Source organism: Pseudomonas sp. MYb13 (genome assembly GCF_002980075.1).
Taxonomy (GTDB): domain Bacteria; phylum Pseudomonadota; class Gammaproteobacteria; order Pseudomonadales; family Pseudomonadaceae; genus Aquipseudomonas; species Aquipseudomonas lurida.
On sequence record NZ_PCQI01000010.1, the window covers coordinates 199056 to 214498 of the forward strand.

Here is a 15443-nt window from a genome sequence, read left to right on the forward strand (position 1 = left end):
GATAGCGGAGTGTCAGGCGATGAAAATATCAGCAGTGCCGCCGCCTTCGCAGCCTCGCCGGGGCTCGACAGCTCCCACAGTTGAGCTTCGCCATGGCTCAAATTGTGTCCGCAGGCACAACTCAAATCCCACCATCAACATAGATCCCCTGTGGGAGCTGTCGAGCTTTAGCGAGGCTGCGATAGCGGTGGGTCAGGCGGTGAAAATATCAGCAGTGCCGCCGCCTTCGCAGCCTCGCCGGGGCTCGACAGCTCCCACACTTGAGCTTCGCCATGGCTTAAATTGCGTCCGCAGGCACACTCCAAATCCCGCGATCAACACAGATTCCCTGTGGGAGCTGTCGAGCTTTAGCGAGGCTGCGATAGCGGAGTGTCAGGCGATGAAAATATCAGCAGTGCCGCCGCCTTCGCAGCCTCGCCGGGGCTCGACAGCTCCCACACTTGAGCTTCGCCATGGCTCAAATTGTGTCCGCAGGCACAACTCAAATCCCACCATTAACATAGATCCCCTGTGGGAGCTGTCGAGCTTTAGCGAGGCTGCGATAGCGGAGTGTCAGGCGATGAAGAGGTTGGCAGTGCCGCCGTCTTCGCAGCCTCGCCGGGGCTCGACAGCTCCCACAGTTGAGCTTCGCCATGGCTTAAATTGCGTCCGCAGGCACACTCCAAATCCCGCGATCAACATAGATCCCCTGTGGGAGCTGTCGAGCTTTAGCGAGGCTGCGCTAGCGGAGTGTCAGTTGATGAAGAGGTTGGCAGTGCCGCCGCCTTCGCAGCCTCGCCGGGGCTCGACAGCTCCCACAGTTGAGCTTCGCCTTGGCTCAAATTGCGTCCGTAGACGCAGCCGTTCCTCAGGACTTGAACCTACCCACCAAGCCATTGAGCTCATCCGACAAATCCGACAGCCGCCCCGAATCGTCCTGCGCCGAGTTGGCGAGGCTCTCCACCAGCCGTGCTTCGTCGTAGATCTGCTGGATATGCCGGTTGATCTCTTCGGCCACGCTGTGTTGTTCTTCGGCAGCGGCGGAGATCTGCAGGTTCTGGTCGCGGATCTCGTTCACCGACAGCTGGATGCCTTCAAAACTGTCCCGCGCGCTTTCGATAGAGGACACACTGGCCCGCGACAGGTCCAGGCAACTGCCCATCTTTTGCGTGACTTCCTGGGTCTTGTTTTCCAGGGTGCCGAGCAGTTGCTCGATCTCGCCAGTGGAGTCGGACGTGCGTTTGGCCAGGGCGCGCACTTCATCGGCCACGACGGCAAAGCCACGACCCTGGTCACCGGCACGGGCGGCTTCGATGGCGGCGTTGAGCGCCAAGAGGTTGGTCTGTTCGGCAATCGCGCGGATGGTTCCAAGGATCTGGTTGATGCTGCGGCTGCCGGCCTCCAGTTCGACCATGGCCTGGGATGACTCGGTGAGACGCCGGCCCAGGCGGTTGACGTTGTCGGTGGTGACTTCGATCTGCTGCTTGCCCTCGGCCACGCGACGGTGCCCGTTCTCGGCGGACTCCGCCGCACCGCTGCATGAGCGCGCCACTTCGTTGGCGGTGGCCACCATTTCGTTGAACGCCGTCGAGACCAATTCGACGGCCTCGCGCTGGCGTCCGGCAGCCTCGTTCATGTTGTGCGCCACTTCACTGTTGACCTTGGAGGCGTTCTGCAGATTGGCCGACGCCGCGCCGATATGCTGGATCAGTTGGCGGATGGCCGCGAGAAACTTGTTGAACCAGCCGGCCAGTTCGGCGGTTTCGTCCTTGCCCTGCACGTGCAGTTCGTGGCGCAAGTCACCTTCGCCCTGGGCGATGGACTGCAGGCCGGTGCTGACCTGGCCGATGGGCTTGACGATGACCTTGGAGAACGCCGCCGCGATCAGCCCGAAGATCAGCACCAGCACGCCAACGATGATCGCGGTGAGGTAGGTCATGCGCGTGGCTTCGGCCATGACTTCACGGTGTTCGATCAGCCCGATATAGCGCCAGCCGAGACCGGGCGACGTCCACACGTTGGCCATGTAGCGCACGCCATCGATCACGACTTCGGTAGGGCCTTGAGGTGTGTCGGCCAGTTGCGCATACGGCGCGCCGAGGTCCTTGAGCGGTTTGAAACTGTGGGCGGCGTCGCGTGGGTCCACCAGCACCACGCCGTCTTCGATCAGCATCACGTAGCCGCTTTCGCCCAGCTTGATGCTCTTGACCAACTCGGTCAGGTTCTTCAGCGAGACGCTGACCACGAACACGCCCTTGGGCTTGCCGTTATCCAGCAAGGCCCGTGCGGTGCCCACCAGCGCCACGTCATCTTTGTCGTAGTAGTAAGCGGGCGTGCGCACGGTCTTGCCAGGGCTGGCCATCGCCGCTTTGTACCAGGGGCGGGTGCGGGGGTCGTACTTGGCCAGCTGCGGGTCGTCCGGCCACTTGGCGTAGGTGCCGTCTTCGAGACCGATGGACAGGATCGCCGCCGCCGGATGGGTGGCGCCAAAGCGGGCGAAGCGGTCGATCACCGTTTGCGCCTCTGCGGGCATCGGTTGACTGGCCGCATCGGCAGGCTGGTAGTTCTTCAGCGTGCTCACCGATGTGTATACAGGATCGGTGGCCATTTGATCGACGTTTTGCAGTGTGCCGTCGAAGAACTGACGGATGTTGCCATCGATCTGGCGGATTTCCCGGGTGCTGCCATCAATGAACTGATCGACCGCCTGAGTCCGCGTATTCATGACCGAAATCACGGCCACTAGGCTGACCGGGATAAACGCTACAGAGACAAATGCCAGTACCAGCTTATTTTTTATTTTCATCGAGACGACCATCAGCGTAGAGGGCGGCCAAATCGTCGCGCGCCTGACTCGGGTTGCGGCGATTTGCTATCACTGCTGTTTCGGCTCGGCATCAGCAAACCTTTAAGGTTTTTTGTACACAATACAAACTGTGCATTGTTCTGTATCCAATCAATATACATCACGCAGGTAACGCTTCTGCTCGCTCAGTTGCCGCCAGTACTCAACCGCGCCTTCCACGCCAAGCCCGCCGTGGTTTTGCGCCACTTGGCGCAGGGCTTGTTCGACGTCTTTGGCCATATGGCTGGCATCGCCGCAGATGTACAGCTTCGCGCCGTCCTGCAACCAGCGCCACAACTCGGCGCCGTGTTCGCGAATGCGGTCCTGCACGTAGACCTTTTGCGGCTGGTCGCGGGAGAACGCCAGGCTCAAGTGGGTGAGCAGGCCGTCGCGCTGCAGGCCTTGCAGTTCGTCCTGATAGTAGAAGTCAGTGGCCGCGTGCTGTTCGCCGAAGAACAACCAGTTGCGCCCCTGATGACCGAGTGCGCGGCGCTCCTGCAGGAACGCGCGGAACGGCGCAACGCCGGTCCCTGGGCCAATCATGATCATTGGCACCTCGCCGTCACTGGGCGTGCGAAAGTGTTTGGAGGGCTGTACGAACAACGGCACTTCACCGTCGTCGGCGCGGTCGGCCAGGAAGGTCGAGGACACGCCTTTGCGCTTGCCATACCGCACGGCCGCCACGGTGAGGTGCACTTCCTGCGGGTAGGCCTTGGCACTCGAAGCGATCGAATACAGGCGCGGTTGCAGGCGCTTGAGGGTGCCCAGCAGCTCGTCCGCCGAGCACTCGATGGGGTATTCGTGCAGCACGTCCGCCAGTTGTCGGCCCCACAGCCAGTCATTCAATTCGGCCTTGTGCTCAGGGTTGAGCAGGCGCTTGAGGCCTGGGTCGGCGCTGCGCTCGGCGATGAAGGCCAAGGTGTCGCTGCTGGGCCGGGCAATTTCGAAATGCTGGATGAGTGCCTGTTGCAGTGGGACATCGCCGAAGGTGTCGATGTTCACGCTGGTGCTGCCACTCAGGCGGGTGAGGTCAAGCAACTCGCTGACCAACGCGGGGCAGTTGCGCGGCCGCACGCCCAACGCGTCGCCGGCTTCGTAGGTCAGCCCGGAGTCGCCCAGGTCCAGGGCGAACTGGCGGGTTTCCTTGTGGGGGCTTTGCGGATTCAGGTGCCGGTTGAGCAGCAGGCGTGACCCGTACAGCTTGGTTTTACCGGCAGGCGTGGCGGGTGTGGCGAGCACCACGGGCTTCACCGGGTTGAGGGCGTGTTGAAAGCGCGTCAACCAGGCATCGGCGATGGCTTCGAATTCGGTATCGCAGTCGACACGCTCAAGCAGGCGAGTTGCGCCCAGCTCCGACAGGCGCTGGTCGAGCCGTTTTCCGTGGTTGCAGAACTGGTCATAGTTCGGATCGCCCAGGGCCAGTACCGCAAAGCGCAGCGACTCCAGGCGCGTCGGGGCGGTGCTGAGGCTGTACCAGAAACCTTCGCCATTGTCCGGCGGATCGCCGTCACCAAAGGTGCTGCTGATCAGCGCCAGGGTCTGGGTGTTCGCCAGCTTGCTCGCAGGGAAGTCCGACATCGCGCTCAGTTCCACCGTGATACCCGCGTCGCGCAGGCGCTTGGCGAAACGTTCGGCCAGGGCTTCGGCGTTGCCGGTTTGCGAGGCCCACAGCAGGGTGACGCCCGGGGAGGGCGCTGCAACGGCTTGCGTATGGCTGAACAACCCGCCGAGCAAGCCGTTCAGCCACAGCCGGGACGCGTCGGTCAGCGGCGCATTCGCGGGCATTACCGGCACACCGATGGCCTGGCGTGCGGCGCTGGATTGCAGGCCACTGAGGAAACCGGCGAGGTAGGTGCGCTCGTCATCACTCAATGACGGTTGTGGCAGGTTGCGAATGCCGGCGATTTGGGCAAAGGCGTCGAGGCGCGACATGGCAGTGTCCTCAGGTTCAGGGGCGTGGAGGTCGAGGCACTGATGGTCGATCAGTTCGACGCGGGCCAACGCGACGGCGCAGCACTTGAACTCGGGCTGCAGGGAAATCGGGTCCACGGCATCGTTGGTCACAGCGTTGATTGCCAGGTGTTCGCCAAACACATCGTTCCAATGAAACGGCGCAAAACAGTTGCCGGGCCGCACGCGATCGGTGACCACGGCGGGCAGCACGGCGCGACCGCGCCGGGAGCGTATTTCAACGGCGTCCTTGGCTTTTATACCCAGGCGGGCGGCGTCCTCGGGGTGCAGTTCCACAAACGGGCCGGGGTTGAGTTTGTTCAGGGTGGCGACCTTGCCGGTCTTGGTCAGGGTGTGCCATTGGTGCTGCACGCGGCCGGTGTTGAGCACGAAGGGGAATGCATCGTCGGGCATCTCCGCCGGCGGCATATGGGGCCGGGCGAGGAACTGGGCCTTGCCGGTTTCGGTGGCGAAGGTGAGGGTACCCTCGTGGCGGTAGCGGATCGGGTTGCGGGGTGCAGCAGCAACGGATGCGCAGGGCCACTGCAGCGGTTGTTCACGCAGGCGCGGGTAGCTTGCCCCCCGAATGTCGTAGCCGGTCCGGGGGTTCCAGGCGCGTTTGATTTCTTCGAACACGTCGGCGGCGGATGCATAGGTGAACGCCTCGGCGAAGCCCATCTCACAGGCGACCCTGGCGATGATCTGCCAGTCGGGCAAGGCCTCGCCGGGGGCGTCGACGGCTTTCTGCATGAGGGTCAGGTTGCGTTCGGAGTTGATCATCACCCCTTCGGCCTCGGCCCACAGCGCGCCGGGCAAGAGGATGTCGGCGTAGCGGTTGGTCTCGGTGTCGAGGAAGGCATCCTGGGTGATCACCAGGTCGGCGGTTTGCAGCCCGTCGATGACCGTTTGCCGGTTGGGCACGCTGGCGACCGGGTTGGTGCAGATAATCCAGCAGGCCTTGATCTGCCCGGCAACCATCTGCTCGAACATGGCCACGGTGCCGCCGCCGGGCTGGCGCGGCAGGCTGTCGTGGGGGATCTGCCACAGGTCCTCGATAAACGCGCGGTCCGCCTCGACCAGTACCGAGCGCTGCCCCGGCAGGCCCGGGCCCATGTAGCCCATCTCGCGACCGCCCATGGCGTTGGGTTGACCGGTGAGGGAAAACGGCCCGCTGCCTGGCCGGCAGATGGCGCCGGTGGCCAGGTGCAGGTTGCACAGGGCGTTGGTGTTCCAGGTGCCGTGGGTGCTCTGGTTCAGGCCCATGGTCCAGCAGCTCATCCATTCGGCGGCCTGGCCGATCCAGTCGGCGGCTTGGCGGATATCGGCTTCTGCAAGGCCGGTGATGCCTGCGACCCGTTGTGGCGAATAGTCCTCGAGAAACGTGGGCAAGGCCTCCCAGCCCTCGGTGAATGCGGCGATAAAGTCGGGGTCGGTATGCCCGTTTTTAACCAGCAGGTGCAGCAGGCCATTGAGCAACGCCAAGTCGGTGCCGGGCTTGATTGGCAGGAACAGGTTGGCTTTGTCTGCCGTGGCACTGCGCCGAGGGTCGACCACGATCAGCTTCGCCCCGGCCTTGACCCGGTCCATCATGCGCAGAAACAGGATGGGGTGACAGTCAGCCATATTCGCGCCGATGACAAAGAACACGTCAGCGCGGTCGAAGTCTTCATAGGAGCCCGGTGGGCCGTCTGCGCCGAGCGACAATTTATAGCCGCTGCCAGCACTGGCCATGCACAGGCGTGAGTTGGACTCGATGTTGGCGGTGCGTACGAAGCCCTTGGCCAATTTGTTGATCAGGTATTGGGACTCCAGCGACATCTGGCCCGACACGTAGAAGGCCAACGCGTCTGGCCCATGGGTGTCGAGAACGTGGCGCAAGCGGCGCGCGGTTTCGCTGATGGCCGTGTCCATGGCGATGCGCACGGCGTCATGCGCGCGTGCCTGGCGTACATAGGCATTCTCCATGCGCCCGGACTCCGCAATGGCTTGCCCGCAGGTGTTGCCCTTGGTGCACAGGCGTCCGGAGTTGGTGGGATGGGCCTTGTCGCCGATCACCTTGACGACTGTATTGTGCTCGACCTGCAGGATGATGCCGCAGCCCACGCCACAATAAGGACACACACTGCGTATGCTTTGGTTGGCCATCTGAAACCCATATAAACAAAAAAGGCGCCCTGTAACCCTCCGTTGAAAACGGGGATTACACGGCGCCTTTGTCGTGAGAGGGCAGTCTGCGTTGACTGCTTGGTTGAAGTGTTACTAGCAAGTCACGCGCCAGTTTATTCACGACGCGGTTTGTTGGGGGGGCGGGCCTTTGGCTAAACGGCAGCCCCTTGCATTGAGGTCGCGGTGCCCGCGCGCGCGGCAAGCCCACTCACCACGGGAAACCCTTCAGCGCATGGCGACTCATGCACTTTTATGACGCGAGGTGCACCAGTTAGAGGCGCTGGAGCTGCTGCTCAGGATGGCTGGCTGACCTGCTGAGGCGTGAATGCTGGCCTCGCGTTCGCTTGGCACAGACCCTGCAAGATCCGGCTCAACCCACCTCGGTCAACGACGATCGATACGTTGGGGCAATAGCGGTGGAACCGGCGAAGTCGCCCGACCAGACCCCGCATGAGAACAGGCAAAGACGCCTGGAACCGCAAGGTTTCAGGCGTTTTTTTTTGCTTTTTAAACCGTGATGAGCTTTGTCGGGTGCCTTATATGAACAATCTCAAAACCCTGGTCGTTGTCGGCAATGGCATGGTCGGCCACCACTGTGTGGCGCAACTGATCGAACGCGGCGCGCTGGATCACTACCGTTTGCATGTATTCAGCGAGGAGCCGATGCGCGCCTATGACCGGGTGCATTTGTCCGAGTATTTTACCGGCCGTGATGCCGAGTCCCTGGCCTTGTCCGACGCCTCGTTGTATCAGACGCCAGGCGTGACCCTGCACTTGGGCGTGCCGGTGCTGGAGATCGACCGAGCCCGCTGCGAAGTGATCACCGCCAACGGCTGCGTCGCCTATGACAAGCTGGTGTTGGCCACGGGCTCCTACCCGTTCGTGCCGCCCATCGACGGCGCAGAAGGCGATTCACGGCTGGTGTATCGCACACTTGAAGACCTGGATGCGATTCGCAAGGCGGCGGCCAACGCCAAGCGCGGTGTGGTGGTGGGCGGCGGTCTGCTGGGCCTGGAAGCCGCCAACGCGCTGAAAAGCCTGGGCCTTGAAGCCCATGTGGTGGAGTTCGCGCCGCGCTTGATGCCGGTGCAACTGGACGATTTTGGCGGCCTGGCGCTCAAGGCGCAGATCGAGCGGCTGGGCGTGGGGGTGCATTTGTCGCGCGCCACTCAGTCGATCAGCGCGGGCGAGCACTACCGCTACCGCATGAACTTTGCCAATGACGAATTCCTCGAGACCGACTTGATCGTGTTCTCCGCCGGTATACGCGCCCAGGACGCGCTGGCCCGTCAGGCCGGCCTGGACATCGGCCCGCGCGGTGGCGTGGTGATCAACGACGAATGCCTGAGTTGCGACCCGCACATCTACGCGATTGGCGAATGCGCCTCCTGGAACGGCAGCCTGTTCGGCCTGGTCGCGCCAGGCTACCAGATGGCCCGAGGCGTCGCCGCGCTGCTCTGCGCGCAAACCGCCGAGCCGTTCGTGGGGGCCGACATGTCCACCAAACTCAAGTTGCTGGGCGTGGACGTGGGCTCCATTGGGGATGCCCACGCCCACACCCCCGGCGCGCGCAGCTACCAATTTATCGACGAAGCCAGCGCCAGCTATCGCCGCCTGGTAGTGGATGCCTCGGGCAAGCAGGTGATCGGTGCCGTCCTGGTGGGCGACAACAGCTATTACGACACGTTGCTGCAATACATGCAGAACGGCATCGCGCTGCCTTCCGAACCGGCCAGCCTGATCTTGCCATCCTCCAGCGGCGCGCCGACCCTGGGCCCCGGCGCGTTGCCGGAATCGGCCACCGTGTGCTCGTGCCATAACGTGACCAAAGGCGCGATCTGCTCGGCCATCGACAGCGGCTGTAGCGACCTCGGCCTGCTCAAATCCCAGACCAAAGCCTGCACCGGTTGCGGTGGCTGCGCCGGGTTGCTCAAGCAAGTGTTCGAGCATGAGCTGATTGCGCGTGGCGTCAGCGTCGACAAAAGCCTGTGCGAACATTTCGCCTATACCCGGCAGGAGTTGTACGCCTTGGTGCGTGTGGAAGGCATCCTCACTTTCGACGAACTGCTGGCCAAACACGGCCGTGGCCATATCGGTTGCGACGTGTGCAAGCCAGCGGTGGGTTCGATCCTGGCGTCGTGCTGGAACCAGCCGATCATGGATGCGTCCCTGGTGCCGTTGCAGGACACCAACGACACGTTCATGGCCAACATGCAGAAGAACGGCACCTACTCGGTGGTGCCGCGTATTCCAGGCGGCGAGATCACCGCGGATAAACTCATCGTCATCGGCGAAGTGGCGAAGAAATACGACCTCTACACCAAGATCACCGGTGGCCAGCGCATCGACCTGTTCGGCGCGCAATTGCACGAGCTGCCGGACATCTGGAGCGAATTGATCGCGGCGGGCTTCGAGACCGGGCATGCGTATGGCAAGTCCACGCGTACGGTGAAGTCCTGCGTGGGCAGCACCTGGTGCCGCTACGGCGTGCAAGACAGCGTGAAAATGGCGCTGCTGATCGAGGACCGCTACAAGGGCCTGCGCTCGCCGCACAAGCTCAAGTTCGCGGTGTCCGGCTGCACCCGCGAGTGCGCCGAAGCCCAAAGCAAGGACGTGGGCGTGATCGCCACCGAGAAGGGCTGGAACCTCTACATTGCCGGTAACGGCGGTATGCGCCCACGCCATGCCGAGTTGTTCGCCACCGACCTGGATGACGCCACGCTGATCCGCTACATCGACCGTTTCCTGATGTTCTATATCCGCACCGCCGACAAGTTGCAGCGCACGTCGGTATGGCGCGAGAGCCTGGAGGGTGGCCTGGATTTCCTCAAGGACGTGATCCTGCACGACAGCCTGGGGCTGGGTGACGAACTCGAAGCCCAGATGCAGTTGGTGGTGGACCGCTACGAATGCGAGTGGGCCAACGCCCTCAAGGACCCGGAGAAGCTCAAGCGCTTCCGCACCTTCGTCAACGACAAACGTCCCGACCCGGACATCCATTTCGTCCAGGAACGCGGCCAGCGCCGCCCGATCATGGCCGCCGAACTCAACCTGATTCCCGTCACCGAGGAGATTGCCTGATGAGCCAGCCCAATACCCAACGCACGCTGGCCACCTGGAAACGTGTGTGCAGCGAGACCGACCTGGTGAGCAATTCCGGCGTGGTGGTGTGGTTGGACGGTGCGCAAGTGGCGCTGTTCTACCTGCCGGGCGCGCAGGACCAGACGTTGTATGCCATCGACAACCATGACCCGGAATCCGGGGCCAATGTGATCGGTCGCGGTTTGATTGGCAGCATCAAGGGCGACCTGGTAGTGGCGGCGCCGATCTACAAGCAGCATTACCGGTTGGAAGACGGGCAGTGCCTGGAGGCGCCTGACCAGAGGCTGCGGGTGTGGCCAGTGCGGTTGAACGGTGGGGGGGTGGAATTGGCATTGGATTAATACCGTGTGGCAAGCGCGCTGTTCAGGCTGATGAGCGCTCATCAGCCTGAACAACCCTGCCAGCCATGACAATTCCATCAGCCACAGGAAAAAAAGTGCAGTGCCTTAGGCGATGTCTTTGGTCGCACGCACTGAATCATTCTTTATGTCTTCGGCAAACTTGCGCATCAACCGTACCAGGTTGTCGAAATCGCCTTCATCCCACGTCGAGAAGATCGACACACCGATTCTCTCCCGCGCGTCGTCGACACGGTCAGTCATGGCCTTGCCTTTCTCGGTAATCACCGACTCCCGCACGCGGCGATCAAGTGCGCTTGCCTGGCGCACCACCAGCCCCAGGCTTTCCAGCTTCGCCACCTGCCGGCTTACCGTGGTGTAGTCGCGGCCCACGCGGTCGGCCAGTTCCACCACGCCGATCGGGCCCAGGCGCTCCACCAGCACCAGCAGCGGAAACAGGGCGCGATCCAGAGAAATGCCGGCTTCGCGCACCATTGCCTCGTCGCGTTGTGGGCGGTTCATCACACCCACGATCTCAACCAAAGAGCCATGCAGGTCGCGCAACTGGGCGGATATATGTGCGTTTTGCACATTTTTAATTGACACGGTGTTGGCCTCTTTTAATATGTGCGTATTGCACATATAGGTGATCCACTATGAAAGCGCAATTCGCTGTCGATGTACTGATTTGCGGTGCCGGTGCCGCCGGCTTGACCTTGGCGATCGACCTGGCGAGAAGGGGTATCACCTTCCGCCTGATCGAAAAAAACCACCAGCCCTTCCAAGGCTCACGCGGCAAGGGCATCCAGCCCAGGTCACAGGAAGTCTTCGAAGACCTGGGGATTCTCGATCGGTTGATGGCCGTGGGTGGAGTCTATCCGACTGACCGGCGCTACCGCGACGATGGCAGCTACCGCGACGTCGAATTCACCCAATCCAAGGCCCCGACACCTGCTGAGCCTTACCAGCAACCGTTGATGGTGCCGCAGTTTTTGACCGAACAGGTGATGCGCGAGCGCTTGCTTGAACTGGGCCACCTGCCTGAGTGTGGTTGTGAGCTGGTGGGGGTCGAACAGGATGCCGAGGGCGTCACCGCGCGACTGGTCGGCAAGGCCGGTGAAGAAAGCGTTCGTGCACGTTGGCTGGTGGGTGCCGATGGCGGTCGCAGCTTTGTGAGGCACGCGCTGGATATCGGCTTCCCCGGCAAGACCCTTGGCGTACGGGCCCTGGTGGCAGATGTGGTGCTTAGCGGCCTCACACGTGATGCCTGGCACCGTTTCGGAGAAGGTGATGAGCAGCGCCAGGTTGCGATATGCCCGCTGGCCGGCACCGACCTGTTTCAGATCCAGGCGCCGATCCCCCCGGAGGTCGACATCGACTTCAGCGCCGAAGGGCTCACGCACCTGCTCGCCCAGCGCACCGGCCGCGCCGATCTCCAGGTCCACAGCGTGACCTGGTCGTCGGCCTACACCATGAACGCACGCTTGGCTGACCAATACCGCCTGGGCCGGGTGCTGCTGGTGGGGGACGCCGCGCATATCCATCCGCCCACCGGTGGCCAGGGCCTCAATACCAGTGTGCAGGACGCCTACAACCTCGGCTGGAAGCTGGCGGCGGTGGTGCAGGGCGCGCCTGATGGTTTGCTCGACACCTACGAAGAAGAGCGCCGGCCGGTCGCTGTCTCTGTGCTGGGCTTGTCCACCAAGCTGCTGGGCGAGATGAATCACGGCGAACTGCGGCGGGGCAGGGAAGTGCATCAATTGGATATCGGCTACCCCGAGTCCTCGCTGGCGTTGCAGCATCCCGCGCGCAACGGCGTTGCCGCCGGCGACCGGGCGCCGGACGCGCCGGTCCGGGGTGCCGCTGGGCAGGCACTGCGCGTGTTCAACCTCTTTCAGGGACCACACTGGACACTGCTGGGCTACGGCGTAGCGGGTGACTTAGTCAAGGCGCGGCCTGGCGTGCAGATGCATACCGTTGGGGCCGGCGGCGACGTGATCGACGACCAGGGGCACTTTCAACGCATCTATGGGCTGGCGATTGGCGAGTGGGTGCTGGTGCGGCCTGATGGGTATATTGGGGCGGTGTTTTCTTCAGCGCATATAGATGCCGTGGAAGACTATCTGCAGCGGGTCCAATGCTGACGGTGTGGGATGACGCGTGAAGCTGCCTGCCCCACTCATTTGACCAAGGACACGATATGGCGCTGATCCAGGACCGCGTTGAACTCGCCCGCAATGGCATCCACGACAAGGTCATCTGAAGGCGTATCTGCACGCCAACGCATTCGGTGCACCGAATGCATGACGGCGCCACTCAGCAACGAGCCAGGATTTCGTCGGTCTCTTCAACCCCGGCATAGTCCATCGCCAGGTTGCTCAGTGACAACGCATGCACGTCCTCGGCCGGCCACAGACGCCCGCACAAATCGACTTGATCGAAGGTGTAGCAGGCGTCGGAAACCACCGTTACCTCAAAGCCCAAGTTGCCGCCTGAGCGTGCCGTGGACTCGACCGAGTTGTTGGTGATCACGCCGACGATCACCAGTTGCCGGATCGAGCGCACGTGCAGCCAGCGCTCCAACCCCGTTGCGGCGAACGCATCCGGAACGTTCTTCTCCACCACATGCTCCTGCGCAAGCGGTTGCAGTGCGGGCTGGAACTCGCACCCCGGTTGGCCGGGCCAGAACACCGAGTCGGGGGCGCGGGAAATGTGCCGGATGTGCACGACCGGGCGGTTGCATTGCCGCCACGCCTTTAGCAGGCGCTGCATCTGCACTTCGGCGCCTGGGTTGTTGCGTCGCCCCAGCTTCGGTTCGTTCATGCCTTGCTGCATGTCGATGATCAGCAGTGCGGCGTTGGTGGCTAACGGTTGCATGGCACCTCCCTTTGCGTAAGGCTCGAAACATATCAGCCTGCGTGTGCTGGCAGACAGCGAATTATTCGAAGCCTGAAAAGGAAACGGATTGCTCAATGGAAAAATAAATCCGTTACCTTTATTCGCTACCGTTATTGTCCAGCGTACGAAGCAGGAATACTTCAATGATCCGCAAGGCATTACCCTCTGATGCAAAGGCCATTGCCCAGGTGCATATCAGCAGTTGGCAAGACGCGTATCGTGACCTGATGCCTGCTCAATACCTGCGCTCGCTGGACGCTTCCCTGGCTCAGCGTGAATCCTTTTGGATGCGCGCGATAGAATCGGACGAGTCCAACGTGTGGGTCGCGCAGGTGGATAAGCACGTCGTCGGCTGGATCTCTGTGGGCGCCAGCCGTGACGAAGATGCCGCCGGGGCAAATACTGGCGAGGTCATGGCCATCTATGTGTTGGCCCGGTATTGGCAAACGGGCGCTGGGCTGGCCTTGTGGAAGGCCGGCCTGCAGACATTGAGGGCGCTTGGTTTTCAGGGGTTAACGTTTTGGGTCTTGAGCCGTAATGAAAGGGCTATCCGGTTTTATCGCCGGGCAGGCTGTGTCGCGGATGCAGGCAGTGAGCGCAACCTGGTGAGGGGCGGCATGACACTGGAGGAAGTCAGGTATCGGTTGGCCTTTGCTGCAGAACAAGGAGACGTCCATGACGGACCATGAATTTGAAGCATTTTTGACGCAAGTGATGGATGAGCTGTCACTGAAACAGACGGAATTGAGCCGGGTTTACGGGCTGGGCGAAATGGCCCGCTGGTGGTTCGAACAGTCCACGGGGGTACTCCAGTTTTTTGACAGCCACGACAGGCTGGCCGTCGTGGCAGACGTCGTGAGCATCGGCAGCTATTCGGGTAAATTCAGTACCTGGAAATGGGCCTGGAGCAACCCTAGCGTCGACCCGGCATTGCGCGAGGCCGCGCTGCCACTCAAGCAACTTCAAGCCATCACGGGTGTTGACCTGTTTGGCGACGACGAGGCCTTGGCCATTCAGGATGAAAGCATGGCCTGGGAACTGACCGCCGCAGCGGTTCATCACCTCCAGGCGCAAGGGTGTTATCGGGGGCCGTCCGGTCCCGATGGGCCGACGACCTTCCTGGCGATTACGTCGATACGGACAGTTCAATGACCCAAGACACTGCGTGGGCCTTTCACCTGTTTGGAGCGAGCTTCGCCAGCGATGCCGAGGCACAACAGTTTGCCTTCGAGCAGTGGGAGCCAGCGCCGTCCGACAGCGCAACCGACACCGAATACAGCGCATGGGAAGCGCGCAACCCAACGTGGCGCCTGGCGGAAGAACTCGAGTTCTACATGGACGCGGACTTCGTCGAACTCGCCAGCGACCCGCAAGAGGTCCTCTCGCAGATCACCAGCCCAGCCGAGAGAGAACGGGTAAGGCGCGGGGTGGCAGCCTTCACGCACTTCATTTTACTGGGGGAGAACGCTCTCTGGGGTGACCGGCGTTCAGTGTCTACCCAGATCGAACCGCTGCAGCGCGTGCCAGAAAACACCGCAAGCATGACTTACCTGGGCTGGTTTAACTGAGCGTTGCCGAAGCAGGCACGCGGGAGCGCTTATGATTCATTCGGTTGAAGGCTATTGCCTGCGAACGTTGACCCGTGATGATGTCCATCTGCTCAACCGCTACGAACAGGCTAACCGCAGCCATCTGCAGCCTTGGGAACCCCTGAGGGACGCGCATTATTTTACCCTTGATAGCGCCAATGCCAGGGTCGAGCAGCAGGTGCAAGCCATGCAAGCGGGAGCTTCGATCTTTTTCCTACTGCTCCAACCTGGGAGTGGCGAAGTGGCGGGGCGGTGCAGCTACACGAATATCGTGAAGGGTGCCTTTGAGGCCTGTCATCTAGGCTTTTCCCTGGCCGAATCCGCCCAAGGTCGGGGGTTGATGAAAAAAACACTGCAGATCACCAACCGATACTGCTTCGAACAAATGGGCCTGCACCGAATCATGGCCAACCACTTGCCCAGCAATGTCCGCAGTGAACGCCTTCTGGAGTCGCTGGGGTTCGAACGGGAAGGGTATGCACGGGAGTATTTGAAGATTGCTGGAGTGTGGGAGGATCACGTGTTGAGGGCGTTGATTAATTCGGGTGATGTTGGTTGAGTTGGGAGGGGCTAGCG

General features: G+C 61.9%; 11 protein-coding genes and 1 pseudogene. 7 read left to right on the plus strand and 5 right to left on the minus strand.

The window, feature by feature from the left end; genetic code table 11:
• Nucleotides 1-847 precede the first annotated feature (847 nt).
• The 3 genes and pseudogenes from CQ002_RS28945 to CQ002_RS18955 all read right to left on the minus strand — a co-directional run bounded on the left by CQ002_RS28945 (nucleotide 848) and on the right by CQ002_RS18955 (nucleotide 6919).
• Entirely contained in the window at nucleotides 848-1615 is a 768-nt protein-coding gene (locus CQ002_RS28945) for a methyl-accepting chemotaxis protein (protein ID WP_371919464.1), read from the minus strand.
• A gap of 87 nt (nucleotides 1616-1702) precedes the next feature.
• A pseudogene (locus CQ002_RS28950) lies at nucleotides 1703-2797 on the minus strand (cache domain-containing protein); the annotation flags it as partial.
• A 138-nt stretch (nucleotides 2798-2935) separates the two neighbouring features.
• The gene (locus CQ002_RS18955; protein WP_105162358.1) at nucleotides 2936-6919 is read right to left on the minus strand and encodes a bifunctional nitrate reductase/sulfite reductase flavoprotein subunit alpha; all 3984 of its coding nucleotides are present in this window, start codon (nucleotides 6917-6919) and stop codon (nucleotides 2936-2938) included.
• A gap of 561 nt (nucleotides 6920-7480) precedes the next feature.
• Here CQ002_RS18955 and nirB point away from each other — a divergent pair.
• Both nirB and nirD read left to right on the plus strand, forming a co-directional pair.
• Nucleotides 7481-10021, plus strand: coding sequence for a nitrite reductase large subunit NirB (gene nirB / locus CQ002_RS18960; protein ID WP_034104939.1), 2541 nt, complete (start codon nucleotides 7481-7483; stop codon nucleotides 10019-10021).
• Nucleotides 10021-10383 carry a nitrite reductase small subunit NirD gene (gene nirD / locus CQ002_RS18965; RefSeq protein ID WP_034104941.1) on the plus strand — a complete coding sequence of 121 codons (363 nt, stop codon included), beginning with the start codon at nucleotides 10021-10023 and terminating at the stop codon, nucleotides 10381-10383. Before nirB ends, nirD begins: the two co-directional genes overlap by 1 nt.
• A gap of 105 nt (nucleotides 10384-10488) precedes the next feature.
• On the opposite strand, the gene CQ002_RS18970 is transcribed toward nirD, so the two are convergent.
• Nucleotides 10489-10986 (minus strand): MarR family winged helix-turn-helix transcriptional regulator, encoded by a 498-nt coding sequence (locus CQ002_RS18970; RefSeq protein ID WP_034104944.1) that lies wholly within the window; start codon nucleotides 10984-10986, stop codon nucleotides 10489-10491.
• Between the two features lie 50 nt (nucleotides 10987-11036).
• Here CQ002_RS18970 and CQ002_RS18975 point away from each other — a divergent pair, with 50 nt between their 5' ends.
• Nucleotides 11037-12524 carry an FAD-dependent oxidoreductase gene (locus tag CQ002_RS18975; protein ID WP_105162356.1) on the plus strand — a complete coding sequence of 496 codons (1488 nt, stop codon included), beginning with the start codon at nucleotides 11037-11039 and terminating at the stop codon, nucleotides 12522-12524.
• A 172-nt stretch (nucleotides 12525-12696) separates the two neighbouring features.
• Here CQ002_RS18975 and CQ002_RS18980 read toward each other — a convergent pair whose 3' ends face one another.
• A complete protein-coding gene (locus CQ002_RS18980) occupies nucleotides 12697-13257 on the minus strand; it encodes a cysteine hydrolase family protein (protein ID WP_034104948.1) in 561 nt (186 codons plus the stop codon).
• Nucleotides 13258-13421: 164 nt separating this feature from the next.
• Between CQ002_RS18980 and CQ002_RS18985 the strand changes: the two genes are divergently transcribed.
• Genes CQ002_RS18985 through CQ002_RS19000 form a run of 4 tightly spaced genes read left to right on the plus strand, consistent with a single transcriptional unit; the run spans nucleotide 13422 to nucleotide 15426 of the window.
• Complete coding sequence (locus CQ002_RS18985) at nucleotides 13422-13967, plus strand: GNAT family N-acetyltransferase (protein WP_105162355.1); 546 nt, start codon at nucleotides 13422-13424, stop codon at nucleotides 13965-13967.
• A complete protein-coding gene (locus CQ002_RS18990; RefSeq protein ID WP_105162354.1) occupies nucleotides 13954-14430 on the plus strand; it encodes a DUF6882 domain-containing protein in 477 nt (158 codons plus the stop codon). Before CQ002_RS18985 ends, CQ002_RS18990 begins: the two co-directional genes overlap by 14 nt.
• Nucleotides 14427-14846: a hypothetical protein gene (locus tag CQ002_RS18995; RefSeq protein WP_105162353.1), complete on the plus strand. Its 420-nt coding sequence runs from the start codon at nucleotides 14427-14429 to the stop codon at nucleotides 14844-14846. The genes CQ002_RS18990 and CQ002_RS18995 overlap by 4 nt, the downstream gene beginning before the upstream one ends.
• 31 nt (nucleotides 14847-14877) lie before the next feature.
• Nucleotides 14878-15426 carry a GNAT family N-acetyltransferase gene (locus tag CQ002_RS19000; RefSeq protein ID WP_105162352.1) on the plus strand — a complete coding sequence of 183 codons (549 nt, stop codon included), beginning with the start codon at nucleotides 14878-14880 and terminating at the stop codon, nucleotides 15424-15426.
• Nucleotides 15427-15443 lie beyond the last annotated feature (17 nt).